17 protein-coding genes and 1 pseudogene are annotated in these 18545 nt (G+C 72.2%); 8 read left to right on the top strand and 10 right to left on the bottom strand.

Annotated features, from left to right (window positions below; translation table 11 throughout):
* The 8 genes from C1I97_RS12905 to C1I97_RS12870 all read right to left on the bottom strand — a co-directional run.
* Positions 1-905 (bottom strand): glycoside hydrolase 43 family protein (locus tag C1I97_RS12905; RefSeq protein ID WP_258382542.1); only part of this gene is annotated, 905 nt, incomplete at its 3' end.
* On the bottom strand, positions 902-1747 hold the full coding sequence (locus tag C1I97_RS12900) for a PmoA family protein (RefSeq protein ID WP_111003353.1): 846 nt from the start codon (positions 1745-1747) through the stop codon (positions 902-904). The genes C1I97_RS12900 and C1I97_RS12905, both read right to left, overlap by 4 nt.
* Positions 1744-2895 carry a Gfo/Idh/MocA family protein gene (locus tag C1I97_RS12895; protein ID WP_111003352.1) on the bottom strand — a complete coding sequence of 384 codons (1152 nt, stop codon included), beginning with the start codon at positions 2893-2895 and terminating at the stop codon, positions 1744-1746. Before C1I97_RS12895 ends, C1I97_RS12900 begins: the two co-directional genes overlap by 4 nt.
* On the bottom strand, positions 2892-3776 hold the full coding sequence (locus tag C1I97_RS12890) for a carbohydrate ABC transporter permease (protein WP_111003351.1): 885 nt from the start codon (positions 3774-3776) through the stop codon (positions 2892-2894). The genes C1I97_RS12895 and C1I97_RS12890 overlap by 4 nt, the downstream gene beginning before the upstream one ends.
* Complete coding sequence (locus C1I97_RS12885) at positions 3773-4705, bottom strand: carbohydrate ABC transporter permease (RefSeq protein WP_111003350.1); 933 nt, start codon at positions 4703-4705, stop codon at positions 3773-3775. Before C1I97_RS12885 ends, C1I97_RS12890 begins: the two co-directional genes overlap by 4 nt.
* 132 nt (positions 4706-4837) lie before the next feature.
* Positions 4838-6568, bottom strand: a complete 1731-nt coding sequence (gene araD, locus C1I97_RS12880; protein WP_111003354.1) for an L-arabinonate dehydratase — start codon at positions 6566-6568, stop codon at positions 4838-4840.
* The gene (locus C1I97_RS12875; protein ID WP_111003349.1) at positions 6565-7473 is read right to left on the bottom strand and encodes a dihydrodipicolinate synthase family protein; all 909 of its coding nucleotides are present in this window, start codon (positions 7471-7473) and stop codon (positions 6565-6567) included. Before C1I97_RS12875 ends, araD begins: the two co-directional genes overlap by 4 nt.
* Positions 7470-8138, bottom strand: coding sequence for a GntR family transcriptional regulator (locus C1I97_RS12870; protein ID WP_111003348.1), 669 nt, complete (start codon positions 8136-8138; stop codon positions 7470-7472). Before C1I97_RS12870 ends, C1I97_RS12875 begins: the two co-directional genes overlap by 4 nt.
* Positions 8139-8351: 213 nt before the next feature.
* On the opposite strand from C1I97_RS12870, the gene C1I97_RS12865 reads away from it, so the two are divergent.
* Complete coding sequence (locus C1I97_RS12865; RefSeq protein WP_111003347.1) at positions 8352-9587, top strand: MFS transporter; 1236 nt, start codon at positions 8352-8354, stop codon at positions 9585-9587.
* Here C1I97_RS12865 and C1I97_RS12860 read toward each other — a convergent pair.
* The gene (locus C1I97_RS12860; RefSeq protein WP_111003346.1) at positions 9524-10687 is read right to left on the bottom strand and encodes a hypothetical protein; all 1164 of its coding nucleotides are present in this window, start codon (positions 10685-10687) and stop codon (positions 9524-9526) included. The two genes, C1I97_RS12865 and C1I97_RS12860, sit on opposite strands and share 64 nt — an antisense overlap.
* Positions 10684-11473 (bottom strand): annotated as a pseudogene (locus C1I97_RS12855) (5-dehydro-4-deoxyglucarate dehydratase). Before C1I97_RS12855 ends, C1I97_RS12860 begins: the two are co-directional and overlap by 4 nt.
* 289 nt (positions 11474-11762) lie before the next feature.
* Between C1I97_RS12855 and C1I97_RS12850 the strand changes: the two are divergent.
* The 7 genes from C1I97_RS12850 to C1I97_RS12820 form a co-directional block, all read left to right on the top strand.
* Positions 11763-12572 (top strand): NAD-dependent epimerase/dehydratase family protein, encoded by an 810-nt coding sequence (locus tag C1I97_RS12850; RefSeq protein WP_111003345.1) that lies wholly within the window; start codon positions 11763-11765, stop codon positions 12570-12572.
* 302 nt (positions 12573-12874) lie between these two features.
* A complete protein-coding gene (locus tag C1I97_RS12845; RefSeq protein WP_111003344.1) occupies positions 12875-13645 on the top strand; it encodes a DeoR/GlpR family DNA-binding transcription regulator in 771 nt (256 codons plus the stop codon).
* A 106-nt stretch (positions 13646-13751) separates the two neighbouring features.
* Positions 13752-15119, top strand: a complete 1368-nt coding sequence (locus C1I97_RS12840; protein ID WP_111003343.1) for an ABC transporter substrate-binding protein — start codon at positions 13752-13754, stop codon at positions 15117-15119.
* On the top strand, positions 15116-16060 hold the full coding sequence (locus tag C1I97_RS12835) for a carbohydrate ABC transporter permease (protein ID WP_111003342.1): 945 nt from the start codon (positions 15116-15118) through the stop codon (positions 16058-16060). The genes C1I97_RS12840 and C1I97_RS12835 overlap by 4 nt, the downstream gene beginning before the upstream one ends.
* Positions 16060-16926 (top strand): carbohydrate ABC transporter permease, encoded by an 867-nt coding sequence (locus C1I97_RS12830; protein WP_111003341.1) that lies wholly within the window; start codon positions 16060-16062, stop codon positions 16924-16926. Before C1I97_RS12835 ends, C1I97_RS12830 begins: the two co-directional genes overlap by 1 nt.
* Positions 16923-17912, top strand: a complete 990-nt coding sequence (locus C1I97_RS12825) for a zinc-dependent alcohol dehydrogenase family protein (protein ID WP_111003340.1) — start codon at positions 16923-16925, stop codon at positions 17910-17912. The genes C1I97_RS12830 and C1I97_RS12825 overlap by 4 nt, the downstream gene beginning before the upstream one ends.
* 82 nt (positions 17913-17994) lie before the next feature.
* Positions 17995-18545 (top strand): TerD family protein (locus tag C1I97_RS12820; protein WP_146608202.1); only part of this gene is annotated, 551 nt, incomplete at its 3' end.

Below are 18545 nucleotides of genomic sequence, written 5' to 3'. Positions count from 1 at the left end.
GGCCTGCGGTGCACGGCGACGGGGGCACCCTCGTCGCCCAGCACCGGCCATCCGTCCGCACCCCAGCGCATCGGCTGCAGGTGCACCACGCGGCCGTACGCGCCGCGCTGCTGGAAGTGCAGGAACCAGTCCTCGCCGGACGGGGTGCGCACCCAGCCGCCCTGGTGGGGGCCGTTGACGCCGGTGTCCTTCTGCTCCAGGACGACCTTCTCCTCGTAGGGGCCGAAGAACTCCCGCGCGCGGAAGGCGCCCTGCCAGCCCGTCCCCACTCCCCCGGCGGGCGCCAGGATCCAGAACCAGCCGTCGTGCCGGTACAGCTTGGGCCCCTCGAGGGTGAACCAGCCGGGGATGCGGTCGCCGTCGACGATCACCTTGCCCTCGTCCAGCAGCCCGGTCCCGTCGGGGCGCATCCGGTGGCCGGTCAGCCGGTTGTTGACGCCGGCGCGGGACCTGGCCCAGGCGTGCACCAGGTAGGCCTCGCCGGTCTCCTCGTCCCACAGCGGGCACGGGTCGATCAGGCCCTTGCCCTCCTTGACCAGGTGCGGGCGGGTCCACGGGCCGCCGATCTCGGGGGCGTTGATCTGGAAGACGCCCTGGTCGGGGTCGCCCCAGAAGATCCAGAACCGGTCGTCGTGGTGGCGCAGCGACGGCGCCCAGACACCGCGGTCGTGCCGCGGCGCGGCGAACTCCTCGGCCGGTTCGAGGTGTGCGAGGGCGTGTCCGATCAGGGTCCAGTTGACCAGGTCGCGCGAGTGCAGCAGCGGCAGGCCGGGGGCGCGGCCGAAGCTGGAGGCGGTCAGGTGGAAGTCGTCGCCGACGCGGACGACGTCGGGGTCGGACCAGTCGGCGTCGAGGACCGGGTTGCGGTAGGTGCCGTCCTCGGGGCCGACGCCCAGCGGGCTCACGGGATCACCGCCTTGCGCGCCAGCACCCCCGCCTCGTCCCGGCCCAGCCGGCCGTCGGCCACGACGGTGACGACGCGGCGTACGACGCTCTCGCCCGGCGCGACCGCGAGCCGGTCCCCGGCCGCCAGGGACGAGCCCACCCCGGGGTACTCCTCGGCGCGCACGAACCAGGCGTCGCGGCGGGTGGCGTCGGTGACCCCGGCGAACACCAGCGTCCAGGTGCTGCCGGCGAGCGCCAGCCAGTCGGCGCGTGCGCCGTGGGCCTCCGCCTCGCCGTCCCGGTCGGCGGTGAACACCAGCGGGGGCCGTTCCTCCTTGCGGGCCCGCCAGAAGAAGCCGCCGTAGGCCGCGCCGGGGCGCCCGTTGGTGGCGGGGCTGCCGATCGACAGCGGCTCCCGGGTGACGTTGGTCAGGGCGAAGGTGAAGTCCAGCGCCCAGGCGGTGCCGGTGAGCCCGGTGGCGGCCACGGTACGGCGCTCGCGCAGCAGTTCGCGGCCCTCGGCGACCCAGCGCAGCTCCTCCACGAAACCGTCCGGGTCGCGCAGCTGGAAGCCGGTGTGCCGCTGGGCGCCGTGGTTGTCCAGCTCGGTCGGGCCCCGGTCGCGCACGAAGGTGCGCCCGCCCCAGAAGTTGCGCCCCTCGACGTCGGGAACGGCGACACCGACGCCGAGGTGGTGCGGGTGGTCGGCGGGGCTCAGCTCGGTGACCGCCGTGCCGGCCAGGGTGGTGACGGGGTGCAGGTAGGGGCGCGGGGAGAGCCGGCCGGGCAACTCGGGCCGGGTGACGTACCGGGCGACCGGGCGGCCGGCGACGCGCAGCACCGGGGAGTCGTTCGAGGTCATCCGAGGGTCGCCTCCTTCGGCGGGGCCCAGGCGGCGCCCAGCTCGGAGTAGAGGGAGAAGGTGTCGGCGGCGGCCGCGACGAGCCCGTCGATGCCGGGCACGATCCGGCGCCCCTCGCCGTCGTCCCGCCGCCAGGCCGTCGTCGGCAGCGGGCGGGGGTCGGGGGCGGTGCGGATCGCCTCGACGACCCGCATGAAGGCACCCGTGGCCGCGGGCGGCACCAGCAGCTCGGCGCCGGTGGTGAGGTGGGCGACCAGGTTCTCGAGCAGGTCGGTGCGGCCGTACTCGAACTCCTCGGGGCCGTGGCCGGCGCGCTGCAGCAGCATGCGGTCCTGCTTGTACCAGAGGGTGATCCGCCCGCTGCTGCCCTGCACCAGGACGTACGGCTCGTCGGCCCGCTCCGCGCACAGCGTCGCGGCGACGACGGCCGGGCCGCGGGGGGTGGTGACGCGGACGCAGGAGGTGTCGTCGGCCTCGATGGCGTTGGCCCGCCACAGCTCGGTCTCGACGCCGGTGACGTCCTCGGCGCCGGTGGTGCCGAGCAGGGCGAGCGCGGTGGCGACGGCGTGCGCGAGCGGGTTGGTGAGCACCCCGTCGACCACGTCGACGCCGTTCAGGCGCCGTCGGCCGGCCCAGGGCGCCCGCGTGTAGTACGCCTCGTCGCGCACCCAGGCGCCCGCCCCGCCGGCCCCGTTGACCGTGCCGATCGCACCCTCGGCGATCAGCTTCCGGATCGCGGGCAGCGCGTGCGAGCCCAGCGACTGGAAGCCGATCTGGCAGGCGACGCCGGCCTTCGCGACCCCGTCGGCCATGCGGCGGAACTCGGCGTGGGAGGGGGCGGGCGGCTTCTCCAGCAGGAGGTGGACGCCCCGCTCGGCGGCGGTGAGCGCCAGGTCGGTGTGGGTCGGGATGGGCGTGCAGATCACGGCGATCCGCGCGCCGGTGGCGTCCAGGAGGGCGCCGAAGTCGGCGGACTGCTCGGGGGTGCCCAGCCCGTCGGGGATCTCGTCCTCGGTGAGCGGGGTCAGCTCGCAGATCCCGGCCAGCCTTACCAGGCCCGTGTCCTGCAGCCGGCGGATGTTGTCCAGGTGCCAGCGGCCGTGGCCGCGGGCACCGGCCAGCACGACGGGCAGCGGTGTCGTCGTCATCCCTTCACCGCCCCCGCGCTGAAGCCGGTGATCAGCCACTTCTGGATGAAGGCGAACACGATCACCACGGGTACGGCGGCGACGATGCCGCCCGCCGCCAGGGCGCCCAGGTCGACGCTGTCCGCGTTCATCAGGGTGTTGAGGCCGACGGGGATGGTCTGCTTGCTCTGGTCGGAGAGGAACATCAGGGCGAACAGGAAGTGGTTCCAGGCGTGCACGAAGGCGAAGGAGCCGACGGCGATCAGTCCGGGCCGCAGCATCGGCAGGACGACGATCCGGAAGGCGGCGAACCGGCTGCAGCCGTCCACCCAGGCGGCCTCCTCCAGGGAGGGCGGCACGTTCCTGATGAAGCCGCTGATCAGGATCATCGACAGCGGCAGCTGGAAGACGGTCTCGGCGATGATGACGCTGGCGAGCGAGTTGATCATCGATAGTTCGGCGAAGATCTGGAAGAGCGGCACCAGCAGCAGCGCGCCGGGCACGAACTGCGAGCACAGCAGGGCCAGCATGAAGCCGCGCTTGAGCCGGAAGTCGAACCGGGCGAGCGCGTAGCCGCCGGCCAGGGCGACGACCGTGGTGAGGACCAGGGTCGCGATGCCGACGAGCACGCTGTTGTAGAAGTAGAGGCCGAAGCTCCGCTCGGTCCACACCTTCGCGAAGTGGTCGAACGTCACCGGCCAGGGCACGAGCGAGGTGGAGCCGGCCGGGCGCAGGGAGAACAGCAGGATCCAGTAGAAGGGGATCAGGGTGAACAGCAGGTAGACGGACAGCGGCAGGTAGATCTGCCAGCGCGGAACCTCGTCCCAGGCGCGGCGCCCGCCGCGCGGCCGGGCCGGCTCGGACACCACGCGCCGGGGCGCGGGGGCGATCTCGGTGATCACTTCTCACCTCCGAACTTGCTCAGCCGCAGATAGACGATCGAGAAGAAGAGCAGGATGACGAACGCCGCCGTGGTCAGGGCGGACGCGTAGCCGAAGTTGTGGGCGTCGACGCTGGTGTTGGCGACGTAGAGCGGCAGTGTGGTGGTCACGCCGGCCGGTCCGCCGTTGGTCAGGGTGTAGAGCAGGTCGACGTTGTTGAACTCCCACACCGCGCGCAGCAGCGTGGACAGGACGATGGCGTCCTTCAGGTGGGGCAGGGTGATGTGCCAGAACTGCTTGAGGCGGCTCGCCCCGTCGACCTCGGCGGCCTCGTACAGGTCCTTCGAGACGGACTGCAGGTCGGCGAGGATGAGGATGGCGAAGAAGGGCACCCCGCGCCACAGGTCGGCGATCACCGCCGCCGGGAAGACCGTGGAGGTGTCCGACAGCCAGCTGGTGCCGTAGGAGCCGATGCCCAGGTCGGCGAGGTAGCGGGTGATGCCGGTCTGGGAGTTGTAGAGCAGCACCCAGATGGCGGAGGTCAGCACGCCGGAGACCGCCCACGGGGAGAACACCAGCGCCCGGCCGAGTCCGCGGCCCACGAAGGTCTGGTTGACGATCAGGGCGAGGGCGAGCCCGAAGAGCAGTTGCAGCCCGACCTCGACGACGACCCACTTCGCGCTGAAGAGCAGCGTGTCCCAGAACTGGGGGTCCTCGGTGAAGGCGTGGACGAAGTTGTCGAAGCCGGCGTATCCGTTCCGCCAGGGCTTGGTGGGGTTGTAGTGCTGCAGGCTGTAGTAGAAGACGCTGAGCACCGGGTAGGCGATGAAGCCCAGCATGAGCAGGGCGGCCGGGGCGATCAGCAGGTACGGGAGCCTGCGCGGCGTGGCGGAGGCACGGCGCCGCCGGGGTGGCGCGGGCGGTTTCGCCACGGCTGCGGCTTGGGCCATGACTCTTTCTCCGTTCGCAGTGGGACACTCTGTAGGAAGCGCTTTCTAGATGGGCGTGGGGCAAGCGCTTCGACGTAGGGGGCAGAGGGGTGGGGCAGTTGGTCCGTGCCGGTTCCGGTCGGGGTCCGGTGGTCACCCGGCGTACGGGTCCGGCACCTTCCCCGGCCGGGCCAGGAACTCGAAGTCGCAGCCGGTGTCGGCCTGGGTGATCTGGTCGGAGTACAGGGCGCCGTAGCCGCGCTCGTACCGCACGGGCGGCGGCGACCACCGGGCCCTGCGGCGCTCCAGCTCCTCGTCGTCCACGTGGAGGTGGAGGGTGCGGGCCTCGACGTCGAGGGTGATCGGGTCGCCGGTGCGCACCAGCGCGAGCGGGCCGCCGACGTACGACTCGGGGGCGACGTGCAGCACGCAGGCGCCGTAACTCGTGCCGCTCATGCGGGCGTCGGAGATCCGCACCATGTCGCGCACGCCCTGCTTGAGCAGGTGGTCGGGCAGCGGCAGCATGCCGTACTCGGGCATTCCGGGGCCGCCCTTCGGACCGGCGCCCCGCAGCACCAGCACGCTGTCGGCGGTGATGTTCAGCGACGGGTCGTTGATGGTGCGCTGCATCGTCCTGTAGTCGTCGAAGACGACCGCGGGGCCGGTGTGCCGGAGCAGGTGCGGCTCGGCGGCGATGTGCTTGATGACGGCGCCGTCCGGGCAGAGGTTGCCGCGCAGGACCGCCACCCCGCCCTCGGACGCGACCGGGTTGTCCCGGGTCCGGATCACGTCGTCGTCGTGCACCTGCGCGCCGGCGATCTGCTCGCGCAGGGTGTCGTACGACACCGTGGGCCGGTCCAGGTGGAGCAGGTCCGGGATGCGGGAGAGGAAGCCGGGCAGGCCGCCGGCGAAGTGGAAGTCCTCCATGAGGTACTTCTCGCCGCCGGGGCGGACGTTGGCCAGGACCGGCACCGTGCGGGCGATGCGGTCGAAGTCGTCGAGGGTGAGCCTCACCCCCGCGCGGCCCGCCATGGCGATCAGGTGGATCACCGCGTTGGTGGAGCCGCCGAGGCCGAGGACCGTGGTGACGGCGTCCTCGAAGGCCTCGCGGGTGAGGATGTCGCTCACCTTACGGCCCTTGTGGACCAGTTCGACGATCGTCATCCCCGCCCTGGCCGCCATCCGGTCGTGTCCGGAGTCCACGGCGGGGATGCTGGAGGCGCCGGGGACGGTCACGCCGAGGACTTCGGCGGCGGCGGTCAGCGTGGAGGCCGTGCCCATGGTCATGCAGTGGCCGGGCGAGCGGGCCAGGCCGCTCTCCAGCTCGGCCATCTCGCAGTCGCCGATGAGGCCGGCGCGCTTGTCGTCCCAGTACTTCCACATGTCGGTGCCGGAGCCGAGGACTTCGCTCCGCCAGTGGCCGGGCAGCATGGGCCCGGCGGGCACGAAGACGGTGGGCAGGTCGGCGCTGGCGGCGCCCATGAGGAGGGCGGGCGTGGACTTGTCGCAGCCGCCCAACAGCACGGCGCCGTCGACCGGGTAGGAGCGCAGCAGCTCCTCGGTCTCCATGGCGAGCATGTTGCGGTACAGCATCGGGGTCGGCTTCTGGAAGGTCTCGCTGAGGGTGGAGACCGGGAACTCCAGCGGGAAGCCGCCCGCCTGCCACACCCCGCGCTTGACCGCCTGGGCGCGGTCGCGCAGGTGGACGTGGCAGGGGTTGATGTCGGACCAGGTGTTGAGGATCGCGACGACCGGCTTGCCCAGGTGCTCCTCGGGCAGGTAGCCGAGCTGGCGGGTGCGGGCGCGGTGGCTGAAGGAGCGCAGGCCGTCGGTGCCGTACCACTGGTGGCTGCGCAGCTCCTCGGGGCGCTTGCGGCCGGTCATGCGGACCACCCGGCGACTATGGCGGCGACCTCGGCGCGCTCGCTCTCGGGCAGCGGCTTGCTCGGCGGGCGTACGTCGCGGCGGCACAGACCGAGCGTGGCCAGGCCCTCCTTGACGACGGTGACGTTGTTGGCCGAGCCGTTGGCGGCGCGCAGCTCCTCGAAGCGGCGGATCTGCTCCCAGACCTTCATCGCGGCCGGGTAGTCGCCGGACCGGAGCGCCTGGAGCATGTTCCGGGAGACCGCCGGGGCGACGTTGACCAGGCCGGAGGTGAAGCCGGTGGCGCCGGCGGAGAAGTAGGAGGGCGCGTAGGGCTCGGCGAGGCCGGCGACCCACACGAACCTCTCCAGGCCCGCGTCCCGGGCGAAGGCGGCGAAGTGGGCGGCGTCCGGGACGGAGTACTTGACGCCGATCACGTTGGGGCAGGCGTCGGCGAGTTCGGCCAGGCGGGCGCCGGACAGCCGGGCGTTGCGGATGTAGGGGACGACGCCCAGCTCGGGCACGGCCTCGGCGATCGCGCGGTGGTAGTCGACCCAGCCGCCCTGGGAGACGTAGGGGTGGACGGGCTGGTGGACCATGACCATCCCGACGCCCAGCTCGCGGGCGTGCCGGGCGGAGGCGACGGCGGTGGGCACGTCGTGGCCGATCCCGACCAGGATGCTCGCCCGGTCCCCGGCCTCCTCCACGGTCGTCTCGGTGACCAGCTTCCGCTCCTCGGGGCTGAGGGCGTAGAACTCGCCGGTGTTGCCGTTCGGCGTGAGGGTGGTGACGCCGCCGTCGAGCAGACGACGCAGCAGGGCCCGGTAGGTGGCGGTGTCGACGGCGCCGTCCTCGGTGAACGGGGTCACCGGGATCGCCACCACGTCGGCCAGGGCCGCCCGCTGGGTCTCGAACGTCGTTGTCATGCCTGACCGTCCTCTTCCTGGGCCGTCGGCTCCGCGTGCGGATAGGCCCGTTGCACGAACGACGCGATGTGGGAGTGGAGGGCGCGGGCCGCGCCGTCGGCGTCACCCTCCAGGGCGAGCCGCAGGATCTCCCGGTGCTCGGTGGCCTCCCGCTCCCAGGAGGGGTCGGCGGACCAGGCGACGGCGGAGACGAGGGCCGCCTGGTCGCGGACCTCGTCCAGCATCCGGCCCAGCAGCGGGTTGCCGCAGGGCAGGTAGAGGGCGCGGTGGAACTCGCGGTTGGCGAGGGAGCGTTCGGCGGTGTCCGCGGCCTCGTCGGCCCGCTTCAGCGCGTCGCGCGCGGCGTCCAGGGAGGCGCCGCGGCGCACCGAGCGCCTCAGGGCCTCCGGCTCCAGCAGCAGCCGCACGTCGTAGACCTCGCGCGCCATGTCCGCGTCCACCTCGCGCACCGTGACGCCCTTGTACTGGTTCATCACGACCAGCCCGGTGCCGGCCAGGGTCTTCAGGGCCTCGCGCACCGGGGTCTTGGACACCCCGAACTGTGCGGCGAGTTCGGTCTCGACCAGGGCCTGACCGGGTGTCAACCGCCCGGTGAGGATGCGGTGTTTGATCCCCTCCAGCACGACCTGCGTGCGCGAGGGAATCGGCGTGGGCACAGAGGTCATGCGCGCCTCTCGGATCTCACATATCGCGTCTCATATATGACGTACGAAGTACGACGCGTCGAAGGTAAGAGGGGCCTGAGGTTTCGTCAATGCTTCTGACAGAAGAAAGTCGGGATGACGGACGGCATCCTGCGGATCCCTGTCCGGAGGGTCCGGCGTATACGGAATCCGCCTCATCCGCGGGGCGGGGCCTTAGGGCGACGATCTGCGGACATGACGACAACCGACTGGACCCTGGTACGGGTGCTGCGCGACCGCCGGGCGGGGCTGTGTCTGGCCGCGGTGGTGGTGTCCGGCTTCGGCACCTCGGCGCTGTGGCTGGCCTCCGGCGTGTGGGTCAAGGACCTCACCGGCTCGAACGGACTGGCCGCGCTGTGCCTGCTGGCGATGTGGGCGCCGGCCCTGGCCGGCCCGGCACTCGGCACGCTTGCCGACCGCGTCCGCCGCGGCCCCCTGCTGATCGGGGCGAACCTGCTGCCGGCGGCGCTCCTGCTCACCCTCCTCACCGTCGACTCCCTCGGCCGCGTCTGGCTGCTGTACGCGGTGCTGTTCCTCTACGGCGCGACCGGCGTCGTGGCGGACGCGGCGCAGTCGGCGCTCGTCGCCACCGCCGTCGACCCGAAGCTGCTGGGGGACTTCAACGGGCTGCGCATGACCGCGACGGAGGGCATGAAACTGCTGGCCCCGCTGGCGGGCGCGGGCCTGTACGCGGTGTACGGCGGTCCGTGCGTGGCCCTGCTCGACGCGGTCACGTTCCTGCTCGCCGCGGGCCTGTACGCGCTGCTGCGCGTCCGCGAGGACCAGCCGCGCCGGTCCCGGGGCTCCTGGCGCGGGCACACCGCCGAGGGTGCCCGCCATCTGTGGTCCCATCCACGGCTGCGGCCGCTGGTGTCGGCCGGCGGCGCCACGATGCTGTTCGCCGGCCTGAACGGCGCGCTGGTCTACGCCGTCGTCGACGGCCTCGGCCACGCGCCCGCGTACGCCGGGGTGCTGTACGCCGTCCAGGGCGCCGGGTCGGTCGTGACCGGCCTCGTCTCGGGCACCGCCCTGCGCCGCCTGGGCGGCCACCGCTTCGCGGCCTGCGGCATCGCCCTCACGGCAGTCGGGGTGGCCCTGCGCGCGATCCCCTCCGACCCGGTGACCCTGGTGTGCGGCGCGGCGATCGGCGCGGGCCTGCCGTGCGTGCTGATCGCCGCGCTCACCGCCGTGCAGCGCGAGACACCGGCAAAACTGCTCGGCCGGACGGCCGCCACGGCGAACACCCTGCTCTTCGTCCCCAACGTCGTCGGCCTGGCCGCGGGCGCCGCCCTGGTCGGCGTCGTCGCCCTCCCGCTGCTCCTGCCTCTCCTGGGCCTGGGGCTGCTGGCGGTGTCACTGCCCCTGCTTCAGAGCCCCCGCAACGCCGACCGCACCGCCGCCAGGTCGCCGTCCGACGCCAACCCGGCGTGATACAGGCGCAGTTCCGTCGCCCCGAGGCCCCGGGCACGGGCGGCGTCCCCGGCGAGCGTGCCGGGGCTGCCGCCCATGCCGGAGACGATCGTGAAGTTGGCGGCCAGGACGGTGTCCGGGCGGGCGTGTTCGGCGAACGGGACCAGCGGACCGGAGCCGCCCATGCACGGCACCACCACGCCGTCCGCCACGGACAGGATGCGGGCGGGGTCCACGCCGGCGTTGGCGCCGCAGTGGTAGGAGACCGGGTCGGCGTGCAGCAGCACCTGGAAGCCGTCCGGGGCCGCCGCGCGGACCGCCGCCACCGCCGCCTCCTGCAGGGTGCGGGCCGTGGTGTCGCGCCACGCGCGCGTGGCGGTCGCCGTCGTCGCGCCGAGGAGTTTCTCGACGCCGGCCCAGCCGCCGTCCGAGGGCGCCCCCTGCCACACCGGCTCCAGGGCGGTGCGCACGGCGTCCGCCAGCTCGTCGGGGTCGAGGCCCTGTCCGGCGTAACCGGCGCGGCAGGCGGGGCAGAAGCACAGGGACATCAGGTACTGCCCGGCGTCCCCCAGTCCCACTCCGCCGGTCTTGTCGTGGGCGTGCAGGTGGGCGAGCCCGTACCAGCCGAGGGACTCCAGTTCGGTGCCGCGCGCCCCGGGGCGTACCGCCGCCTCGGCGGCCAGGTCGGTCAGGTACGCGCGCGTGGCGGGCTGGGCGATGCACGGTGCCCACGGGTAGCGGTCGCCGTAGGCGTTGACGACGGAGGTGTCCGGGTGCTCGGCGCCCAGGCGGGAGTTGTGTGCGAGGACGACCCAGGTGTGCACCTCCAGACCGGCCTCTGCCAGGGCCGCCGCCGCCTCGCCGTACGCGTCCCCGGGTGCCCAGTCGCCGGCCGGGTACGGGCGCAGCGCCCGGCCCGCCCAGCGGTCGTCCGCCGGGTACAGGACGGCGGCGTGCTCGGCGGTGACCACGCGGTGGCGCGGATGACGGGGGGTCAGCGCGCGCGTGGAGTGGTAGGCGGAGGCGAGGGTGGCCTGCCGCACGCCGAGCGCGGCCAGGCGGCCCGGCGCCCCGGGATCGCCGTTGACGTCCCAGGGGTAGACGAAGGCCGAGGTCTTCATGCGTCCTCCTCGAGCAGCGCGTAGCCGCGTTCGATCAGCCGGGCGAGCCGCTTGACGTGGTCCCCGGCCGGTTCGTGCAGCGGCGGCCGTACCTCTCCCACGTCAAGACCGCGCAACCGTACCCCGGCCTCGACCAGGAAGACGGCGTACCCCCGCCCCTGGGCGCGCAGTTCGGCGAACGGGCGGTGGAAGCCGTCCAGGAGCCGGTGCGCGGTGGCCTCGTCGCCCTCGCGGAGCGCCGTGCGGAAGGCGAGGGCGATCTCGGGGGACGAAGCAGAAGACGGCGGAGGAGTACAGGGTGACGCCGATGCCGCGGTAGGCGGGCTGGGTCAGCTCCGCGGTCGGCAGGCCGTTGAAGTACAGGAAGCCGCCGGGGACTTCGCCGCGTACGGCGCTCACGATCCGCTGCATGAGGTCCAGGTCGCCCAGGCCGCCCTTGAGGCCGACGATCCCTTCCGTGCGGGCGAGTGCGACGACCGTCCGCGGGGTGAACACCGCGTTGTCGCGCTGGTGGACGACGACCGGCAGGGTGGTCGCGGCGGCCACCTCGCGGCAGTGGCGCAGCAGCCCTTCCTGGCCGGCGACCACGAGGTAGGGCGGCATGACGAGCAACCCGTCCGCCCCGGCCTCCTCCGCGAGCCTCGCGTGGCGCACGTGGGCGCGGTAGCTGTCGAGGTCGAGGGAGCCGTCGGGCGCGCAGGGGGTGACGGGGAAGAACAGCGGCCCGCTGGGGATGCCGAGGCGTTCGGCGAGAGGGGCTGACGTCACGGGCTCTCCCTGAGGCATGCGCGCACACGACGACGGACGCTCACGGCGGTGCACGTCTCTGATCGATGTCCACATGTCTGAACGCGATCACGCCAAGGGCCCCCGTCCGGGCCGGTCAAGCACGCAAACCGCCAACACAGCGACGAATTTCACCACTTCACGGCACACTTGACGGGGCGTGACCGCTATTCATAGCGTGTCCACGCATGTGAATCGCGTCCATGCATGCGGCCCGGCCGGAGCCGGAGAACACCCCGGCAGAAGCCGGAGAACGCCCGGCGAAAGCCGGAGAACAAGGAGACCGAGGATGCCCGCTCCCCGCACCGTTCTGCTCACCGGCGCCGCCGGCGGGCTCGGCACCCTGATGCGGGGCCTGCTGCCCGACTACGGCTACGAGCTGCGCCTCCTCGACATGCGGCCGATCGAGGGCGAGCCGGACGCGATCGTCGCCGACCTCGCCGACCGGGACGCTCTGCGCGAGGCCGCACGGGGCGTCGACGCGATCATCCACCTCGCGGGCATCTCCCTGGAAGCCCCCTTCGAGAAGATCCTCAAGGCGAACATCGAGGGCACGTACCACCTGTACGAGGCGGCCCGCGAGGAGGGCGTCCGCCGGATCGTCTTCGCCTCCTCCAACCACGTCGTCGGCCACACCCCGCGCCCCGTCCCCGGCGAGCCGCCCGTCCCGGTCGAGACCCCGCGCCGCCCGGACACCTTCTACGGCCTGTCCAAGTCCTTCGGCGAGGACCTCGCCCAGCTCTACTGGGACAGGCACGGCCTGGAGACCGTCTCGGTGCGCATCGGCTCCTGTTTCCCCGAGCCGACCAGCGTGCGGATGCTCTCGATGTGGATGAGCCCCGCCGACGGCGCGCGCCTGTTCCACGCGGCCCTGACCGCGAAGGACGTCGGCCACACCGTCGTCCACGGCGCCTCCGCCAACACCCGGCTGTGGCTGGACCTGACCAGTGCGCGGGCGCTCGGCTACGAGCCGCAGGACGACTCCGAGCCGTACGCCGAGAAGCTGATCGCCGAGCAGGGCGAGCTCGACCCGGACGACAAGGCACAGACGTACATCGGCGGCGCCTTCGTGACGGATCCGCCCATCTGGCCGTACTGACACCTCACCGACACCCCACCGACACGCCGCCGACGCGGCGGAAAACCGACGCTGCCGAGGGCGGGCGGGCACCGAACGGGCCCGCCCGCCGCCGTATTCAGGCATCCGCGCCGCCCGTTCCCACGCCCCGGGTCGCCCCCGCGCAGGTCCGAGGCGGGCATCACCCGAGTCGAACGGGCGCAAACGGGCAGGAGTGAACCCGTAACAGGCCTGGTCAGAACCGCGCACCCGCTGTAGAACATCCGGCAAGGGCCGCACCGGGCCCGAACGGGCAGCGAGATCAGGAAGCGGGGGGTCGACCCATGAGCCACGGGACGGCCGAGGAACGCCAGCGCGAGATCGTGCGGTTGGCGCGGGCCACCGGCTCGGTCGACGTCACCGCGCTCGCCGCCGGCCTGGGCGTGGCCAAGGAGACCGTACGCCGGGACCTGCGCGCCCTGGAGGGCCACGGTCTGGTACGCCGCACCCACGGAGGCGCCTACCCCGTGGAGAGCGCCGGCTTCGAGACCACCCTGGCCTTCCGCGCCACCAGCCACGTACCCGAGAAGCGCCGGGTGGCGGCCGCCGCCGCCGAACTGCTCGGGGACGCCGAGACGGTCTTCGTCGACGAGGGCTTCACCCCGCAGCTCATCGCCGAGGCCCTGCCCCGGGACCGGCCGCTGACCGTGGTCACCGCCTCCCTGCCGGTCGCGGGCGCGCTCGCCGGGACCGGCACCGTCTCCGTGCTGCTGCTCGGCGGCCGGGTCCGCTCCGGCACCCTCGCCACCGTGGACCACTGGACGACGAGGATGCTGTCCGGTTTCGTCATCGACCTGGCGTTCATCGGCGCCAACGGCATCTCCCGCGAACACGGTCTGACCACGCCCGACCCGGCGGTCGGCGAGGTGAAGGCACAGGCGGTCAGGTCCGCGCGCCGGGTGGTGCTCGCGGGCGTCCACACCAAGTTCGGGGCGGTCAGCTTCTGCCGGTTCGCCGAGGTAGGCGCGCTGGAGGCGATCGTGACGAGCACCTTGCTCCCGGCGGCCGAGGCACACCGCTACTCCCTGCTCGGGCCACAGGTCGTCCGGGTCTGACCACCGAGCCGCCCGGCACCCCGCAGAACCTCCCCTTCCACCCGCCCCGCGAGGCACCCTCGTCCCGCACAAGTCCCCCTCAGTGCCAACATTCCTGGAGTACCCCATGCGAACCCAGAGCCGACGCTCGCCACGGACCCTCTTCGCCGCGGCGGCGGTAGGGACGCTGATCGCTCCGCTCGCCGCCTGCTCGGGCGCCGGCGGGTCCGGATCCGCCGGCGGCAGCTCCATCAACGTCCTGATGGTGAACAATCCGCAGATGGTGGAGCTGCAGAAGCTGACCGCCGCCCACTTCACCAAGGACACCGGCATCAAGGTGAACTTCACCGTCCTGCCGGAGAACGACGTCCGTGACAAGATCAGCCAGGACTTCGCCAACCAGGCCGGGCAGTACGACGTCGCCACCCTGAGCAACTACGAGATCCCGATCTACGCCAAGAACGGGTGGCTGCACTCCCTGGACGCCCACGTCGAGAAGGACACCGCCTTCGACCAGGCCGACATCCTCCCCCCGATGACCCGGGCCCTCACCGCGGAGGACGGCAAGCTGTACGGCGAGCCGTTCTACGGTGAGTCCTCCTTCCTGATGTACCGCAAGGACGTCCTGGAGAGGGAGGGCCTGACCATGCCGGACAAGCCCACCTGGAAGCAGGTCGCCGCCCTGGCCGCCGAGATCGACGGCTCCCAGCCCGGCATGAAGGGCATCTGCCTGCGCGGACTGCCGGGCTGGGGCGAGGTCATGGCGCCGCTGACCACGGTGGTGAACACCTTCGGCGGCACCTGGTTCGACAAGGACTGGACGGCACGCCTGGACTCCAAGGAGTTCAAGGAGGCCACGCGGTTCTACGTCGACCTGGTCCGCAAGCACGGCGAGGCCGGCGCCGCCCAGTCCGGCTACGCGGAGTGCCTGAACAACATGACCCAGGGCAAGACGGCCATGTGGTACGACGCCACCGCCGGAGCCGGCTCCCTGGAGGCCGACGGCTCTCCGGTCAAGGGAAAGATCGGCTACGTCCCGGCCCCGGTCGAGAAGACCGACGGCTCGGGCTGGCTCTACACCTGGGCGTGGGGCATCCAGAAGGCGTCCAAGAACTCCGAGGACGCCTGGAAGTTCATCTCCTGGGCCTCCGGCAAGGACTACGAGAAGCTCGTCGGCGAGAAGGCCGGCTGGTCCAACGTGCCGGCCGGCAAGCGCGCCTCGACCTACGACATCCCGCAGTACCGCAAGGAGGCCGCCGCGTTCGCGGACGTCACCCGGGACGCCATCGCGAACGCCAAGCCCGAGGACCCGGGCGTGCAGCCCCGGCCCGCGCCCGGCATCCAGTTCGTCGGCATCCCCGAGTTCACCGACCTGGGCACCAAGGTCTCCCAGGAGATCAGCTCCGCCATCGCCGGACGCCAGTCGGTGGACAGCGCTCTGAAGAAGGCCCAGAAGCTCGCCGAGGCCGTCGCCGAGAAGTACGAGGGATCATGACCCTGACGTCACCGGTCCGCGCCGCCGCCGTCTCCGGACGGCCGGCGGCGCGGCGCCCGAACCGCATGCGCGCCTGGGCCACCCGGGCGCCCCTGCTGCCGGCGCTGATCTTCATGATCGTCGTCACCCAGCTGCCCTTCGTGGCCACCCTGGTGATCTCGTTCCTCGACTGGAACGCGCTCTACCCCGACCAGCGCCGCTTCGCCGGATTCGCCAACTACGGCGAGGTGCTGAGCAACCCCGAGCTGCGCACGTCGGTGGGGACGACCATCCTGCTGACCGTCACCGTGGTGCTGGTCAGCCTGCTGCTCGGCCTGCTGCTGGCGCTGCTGCTGGACCGCCGCTTCCGCGGCCGGGCCGCCGTGCGCACCATGCTCATCGCGCCGTTCCTGCTGGTGCCGATCGCCGCCGCGCTGATGTGGAAGCACCTGCTGTTCAACCCGGAGTACGGGCTGTTCAACGGCATCCTGCACGCCGTCGGCGGGGACGGGGCGGTTCAGCCGGACTGGATCTCCGAGATGCCGCTGATGGCGGTGGAGGCCGCGCTGATCTGGCAGTGGACCCCGTTCATGATGCTGATCCTGCTGGCCGGACTGCAGAGCCGCGATGCACAACTGCTCGAGGCGGCCAGGATGGACGGGGCGAGCGACTGGCAGATCTTCGTGCACATCACCCTGCCGCACCTGCGCCGCTACCTCGAACTCGGCGTGCTGCTCGGCTCGATCCACATCGTGCAGAACTTCGACGCGGTGTTCACCCTCACCTCCGGCGGCCTGGGCACCGCGAACCTGCCGTACACGATCTACCAGACCTTCTACCAGGCGCACGAGAACGGCCTCGCCTCCGCGGCCGGCGTCGTCGTCGTGATCGGCTCGATCATCCTGGCGACCTTCGCGCTGCGCGTGGTGTCGTCGCTGTTCCGTGAGGAGGTGTCCCGCTGATGGCCGCCGTCGCCACCACCGCCCCGCGGCACAGCAGGCCGCGCGGCCGGTTCCGGGGGGCAGCCCTGGGCGTCGTCGCCTGGCTGGCCGGACTCGTGTTCGTGCTGCCCATGCTCTGGATGGTGCTGACGTCCTTCCACTCCGAGGCGGACGCGGCGACCAACCCGCCGTCGGTGGCCGCCGCGCTGACGTGGGACGGCTACCGCGAGTTCTTCGGGCTGACCGGCGGGGCCAGTCCCTGGCCCGCGCTGATCAACTCCCTGACCGCCTCGCTGGTCTCCACCCTGCTGACCCTCCTCCTCGCGCTGCCCGCCGCGTACGCGCTGTCCATCCGGCCGGTGAAGAAGTGGACCGACGTCCTGTTCTTCTTCCTGTCCACCAAGATGCTGCCCCTGGTGGCCGCTCTGCTGCCGATCTACCTGTTCGCGAAGAACGCCGGCCTGCTCGACAACATCTGGGCACTGGTCATCCTCTACACGGCCATGAACCTGCCGATCGCGGTCTGGATGATGCAGTCCTTCCTGTCCGAGGTCCCGGTCGCGATCATCGAGGCCGCCCAGATCGACGGCGCCCGGCTGCCGACCGTGCTGGGCCGCGTGGTCGCCCCGATCGCCCTGCCCGGCATCGCGGCGACCGCCCTGATCTGCTTCATCTTCAGCTGGAACGAGCTGATGTTCGCGCGGGTCCTCACGGGCGTGGTCGCCGAGACCGCCCCCGTCTTCCTCACCACCTTCATCACCAGCCAGGGCCTGTTCCTGGCCAAGGTGTGCGCCGCGTCGCTCGTCATCTCCCTGCCGGTGCTCGCCGCGGGGTTCGCCGCCCAGGACAAACTCGTCCAGGGCCTGTCGTTGGGAGCCGTGAAATGAAGGCCGCCGTCATCGAGTCCGTGGGCAGGGCCGTCGTCGCCGAGGTCCCGGACCCGACGCCAGGACCGCGCGAGGTCGTCGTCGAGGTCGCCGCCTGCGGCCTGTGCGGCACGGACCTGCACATCCTCCAGGGCGAGTTCGCTCCCGAGCTGCCCATCGTGCCGGGCCACGAGTTCGCGGGCGAGGTGGTCGGCGTCGGCACCCAGGTCACCGAGGTGTCGGTCGGCGACCGGGTCGCGGTGGACCCCTCCCTGTACTGCTTCGAGTGCCGCTACTGCCGCAACGGCCAGAACAACATGTGCGAACGCTGGGCCGCGATCGGCGTCACCACGGCGGGCGGTGCCGCGCAGTACGCGGTCGCCCCGGTGGCGAACTGCGTGAAGCTGCCCGAGCACGTGCGCACCGAGGACGCGGCCCTGATCGAGCCGCTGTCGTGCGCGGTGCGCGGCTACGACGTGCTGCGGTCGCGCCTGGGCGCGCACGTGCTGATCTACGGCTCCGGGACCATGGGCCTGATGATGCTGGAGCTGGCCAAGCGGACCGGCGCGGCGAGCGTGGACGTGGTCGACGTGAACCCGGCCCGGCTGGAGACGGCCCGGCGGCTGGGGGTGTCGGCGGCGGCGGCGGGCGCGGACGAGCTGGACCGGCCGCAGGGCTGGGACGTGGTGGTCGACGCCACCGGCAACGCGGCGGCGATCCAGGACGGCCTGGACCGGGTGGCGAAGGCGGGGACGTTCCTGCAGTTCGGGGTGGCGGACTACGCGACCCGGGTGACGATCGACCCGTACCGGATCTACAACCAGGAGATCACCATCACCGGCTCGATGGCGGTGCTGCACAGCTTCGAGCGGGCGGCGGAGCTGTTCGCGGGCGGGGTGCTGGACCCGGAGGTCTTCATCAGCGACCGGATTCCGCTGGAGCGGTACCCTCAGGCGCTGGAGCAGTTCGCCTCGGGGGTGGGGCGGAAGATCGTCGTGCTCCCCTAGCGGACCGGCCGGGGTGTGTCACCCGTTCGGCAGGTAAGGGAACGGCAAAGCGCACTCGCTCGTTACCTCCCACATGACAGTTATGACCCCCGGCTCGAACATCCCTCTGGCCGCCGCGCGCGTGACGGTGGACGTCGCCGCTCCGGTGCGGCTCGACGTATCGGGCCTGCTGCTCGCGGGCGACGGCAAGGTGCGTTCGGACGACGACTTCATCTTCTACAACCAACCGTCCGGGCCGGGCGTGACGTACCGCTCGGGCGGCGGTGCGGCACCCGACGCGATCACCGTGGACACCGCCGCCGTGCCGGCGGGCATCGAGAAGATCGTGGTCACCGCCAGCCCGGACGCCGCCGGGCAGACGTTCCAGGGCATCGAGCCCACGGCCACCCTGCGCGACGCGGACAGCGGCTCGGTGCTGGCCACGTTCACCCCGCCGCGCCTCGGCACCGAGACGGCGCTGGTGGTGATGGAGATCTACCTCCGGGGTGGCCAGTGGAAGGCGCGGGCCGTCGGCCAGGGGTACGCCGACGGGCTCGCGGGCATCGCGACCGACTTCGGCGTGACGGTGGAGGAGCCGGCCTCCGCCGCCCCGGCCGCTCCGCCGCAGCCGGCCGCCCCTCCGCACCCGGGCAC

This window comes from Streptomyces sp. NTH33 (assembly GCF_003236365.1).
GTDB lineage: Bacteria > Actinomycetota > Actinomycetes > Streptomycetales > Streptomycetaceae > Streptomyces.
The sequence above is the reverse complement of the archived record's forward strand: the minus strand, read 5'-3'. Positions and strand labels throughout refer to the sequence as shown.

Excerpts from the sequence above, each read along its gene's own strand:
- C1I97_RS12900 (WP_111003353.1), bottom strand. The coding sequence starts at position 1,747 with ATGACCTCGAACGACTCCCCGGTGCTGCGCGTCGCCGGCCGCCCGGTC.
- C1I97_RS12895 (WP_111003352.1), bottom strand. The coding sequence starts at position 2,895 with ATGACGACGACACCGCTGCCCGTCGTGCTGGCCGGTGCCCGCGGCCAC.
- C1I97_RS12885 (WP_111003350.1), bottom strand. The coding sequence starts at position 4,705 with ATGGCCCAAGCCGCAGCCGTGGCGAAACCGCCCGCGCCACCCCGGCGG.
- araD (WP_111003354.1), bottom strand. The coding sequence starts at position 6,568 with ATGACCGGCCGCAAGCGCCCCGAGGAGCTGCGCAGCCACCAGTGGTAC.
- C1I97_RS12875 (WP_111003349.1), bottom strand. The coding sequence starts at position 7,473 with ATGACAACGACGTTCGAGACCCAGCGGGCGGCCCTGGCCGACGTGGTG.
- C1I97_RS12870 (WP_111003348.1), bottom strand. The coding sequence starts at position 8,138 with ATGACCTCTGTGCCCACGCCGATTCCCTCGCGCACGCAGGTCGTGCTG.
- C1I97_RS12865 (WP_111003347.1), top strand. The coding sequence starts at position 8,352 with ATGACGACAACCGACTGGACCCTGGTACGGGTGCTGCGCGACCGCCGG.
- C1I97_RS12860 (WP_111003346.1), bottom strand. The coding sequence starts at position 10,687 with ATGAAGACCTCGGCCTTCGTCTACCCCTGGGACGTCAACGGCGATCCC.
- C1I97_RS12850 (WP_111003345.1), top strand. The coding sequence starts at position 11,763 with ATGCCCGCTCCCCGCACCGTTCTGCTCACCGGCGCCGCCGGCGGGCTC.
- C1I97_RS12845 (WP_111003344.1), top strand. The coding sequence starts at position 12,875 with ATGAGCCACGGGACGGCCGAGGAACGCCAGCGCGAGATCGTGCGGTTG.
- C1I97_RS12840 (WP_111003343.1), top strand. The coding sequence starts at position 13,752 with ATGCGAACCCAGAGCCGACGCTCGCCACGGACCCTCTTCGCCGCGGCG.
- C1I97_RS12835 (WP_111003342.1), top strand. The coding sequence starts at position 15,116 with ATGACCCTGACGTCACCGGTCCGCGCCGCCGCCGTCTCCGGACGGCCG.
- C1I97_RS12830 (WP_111003341.1), top strand. The coding sequence starts at position 16,060 with ATGGCCGCCGTCGCCACCACCGCCCCGCGGCACAGCAGGCCGCGCGGC.
- C1I97_RS12825 (WP_111003340.1), top strand. The coding sequence starts at position 16,923 with ATGAAGGCCGCCGTCATCGAGTCCGTGGGCAGGGCCGTCGTCGCCGAG.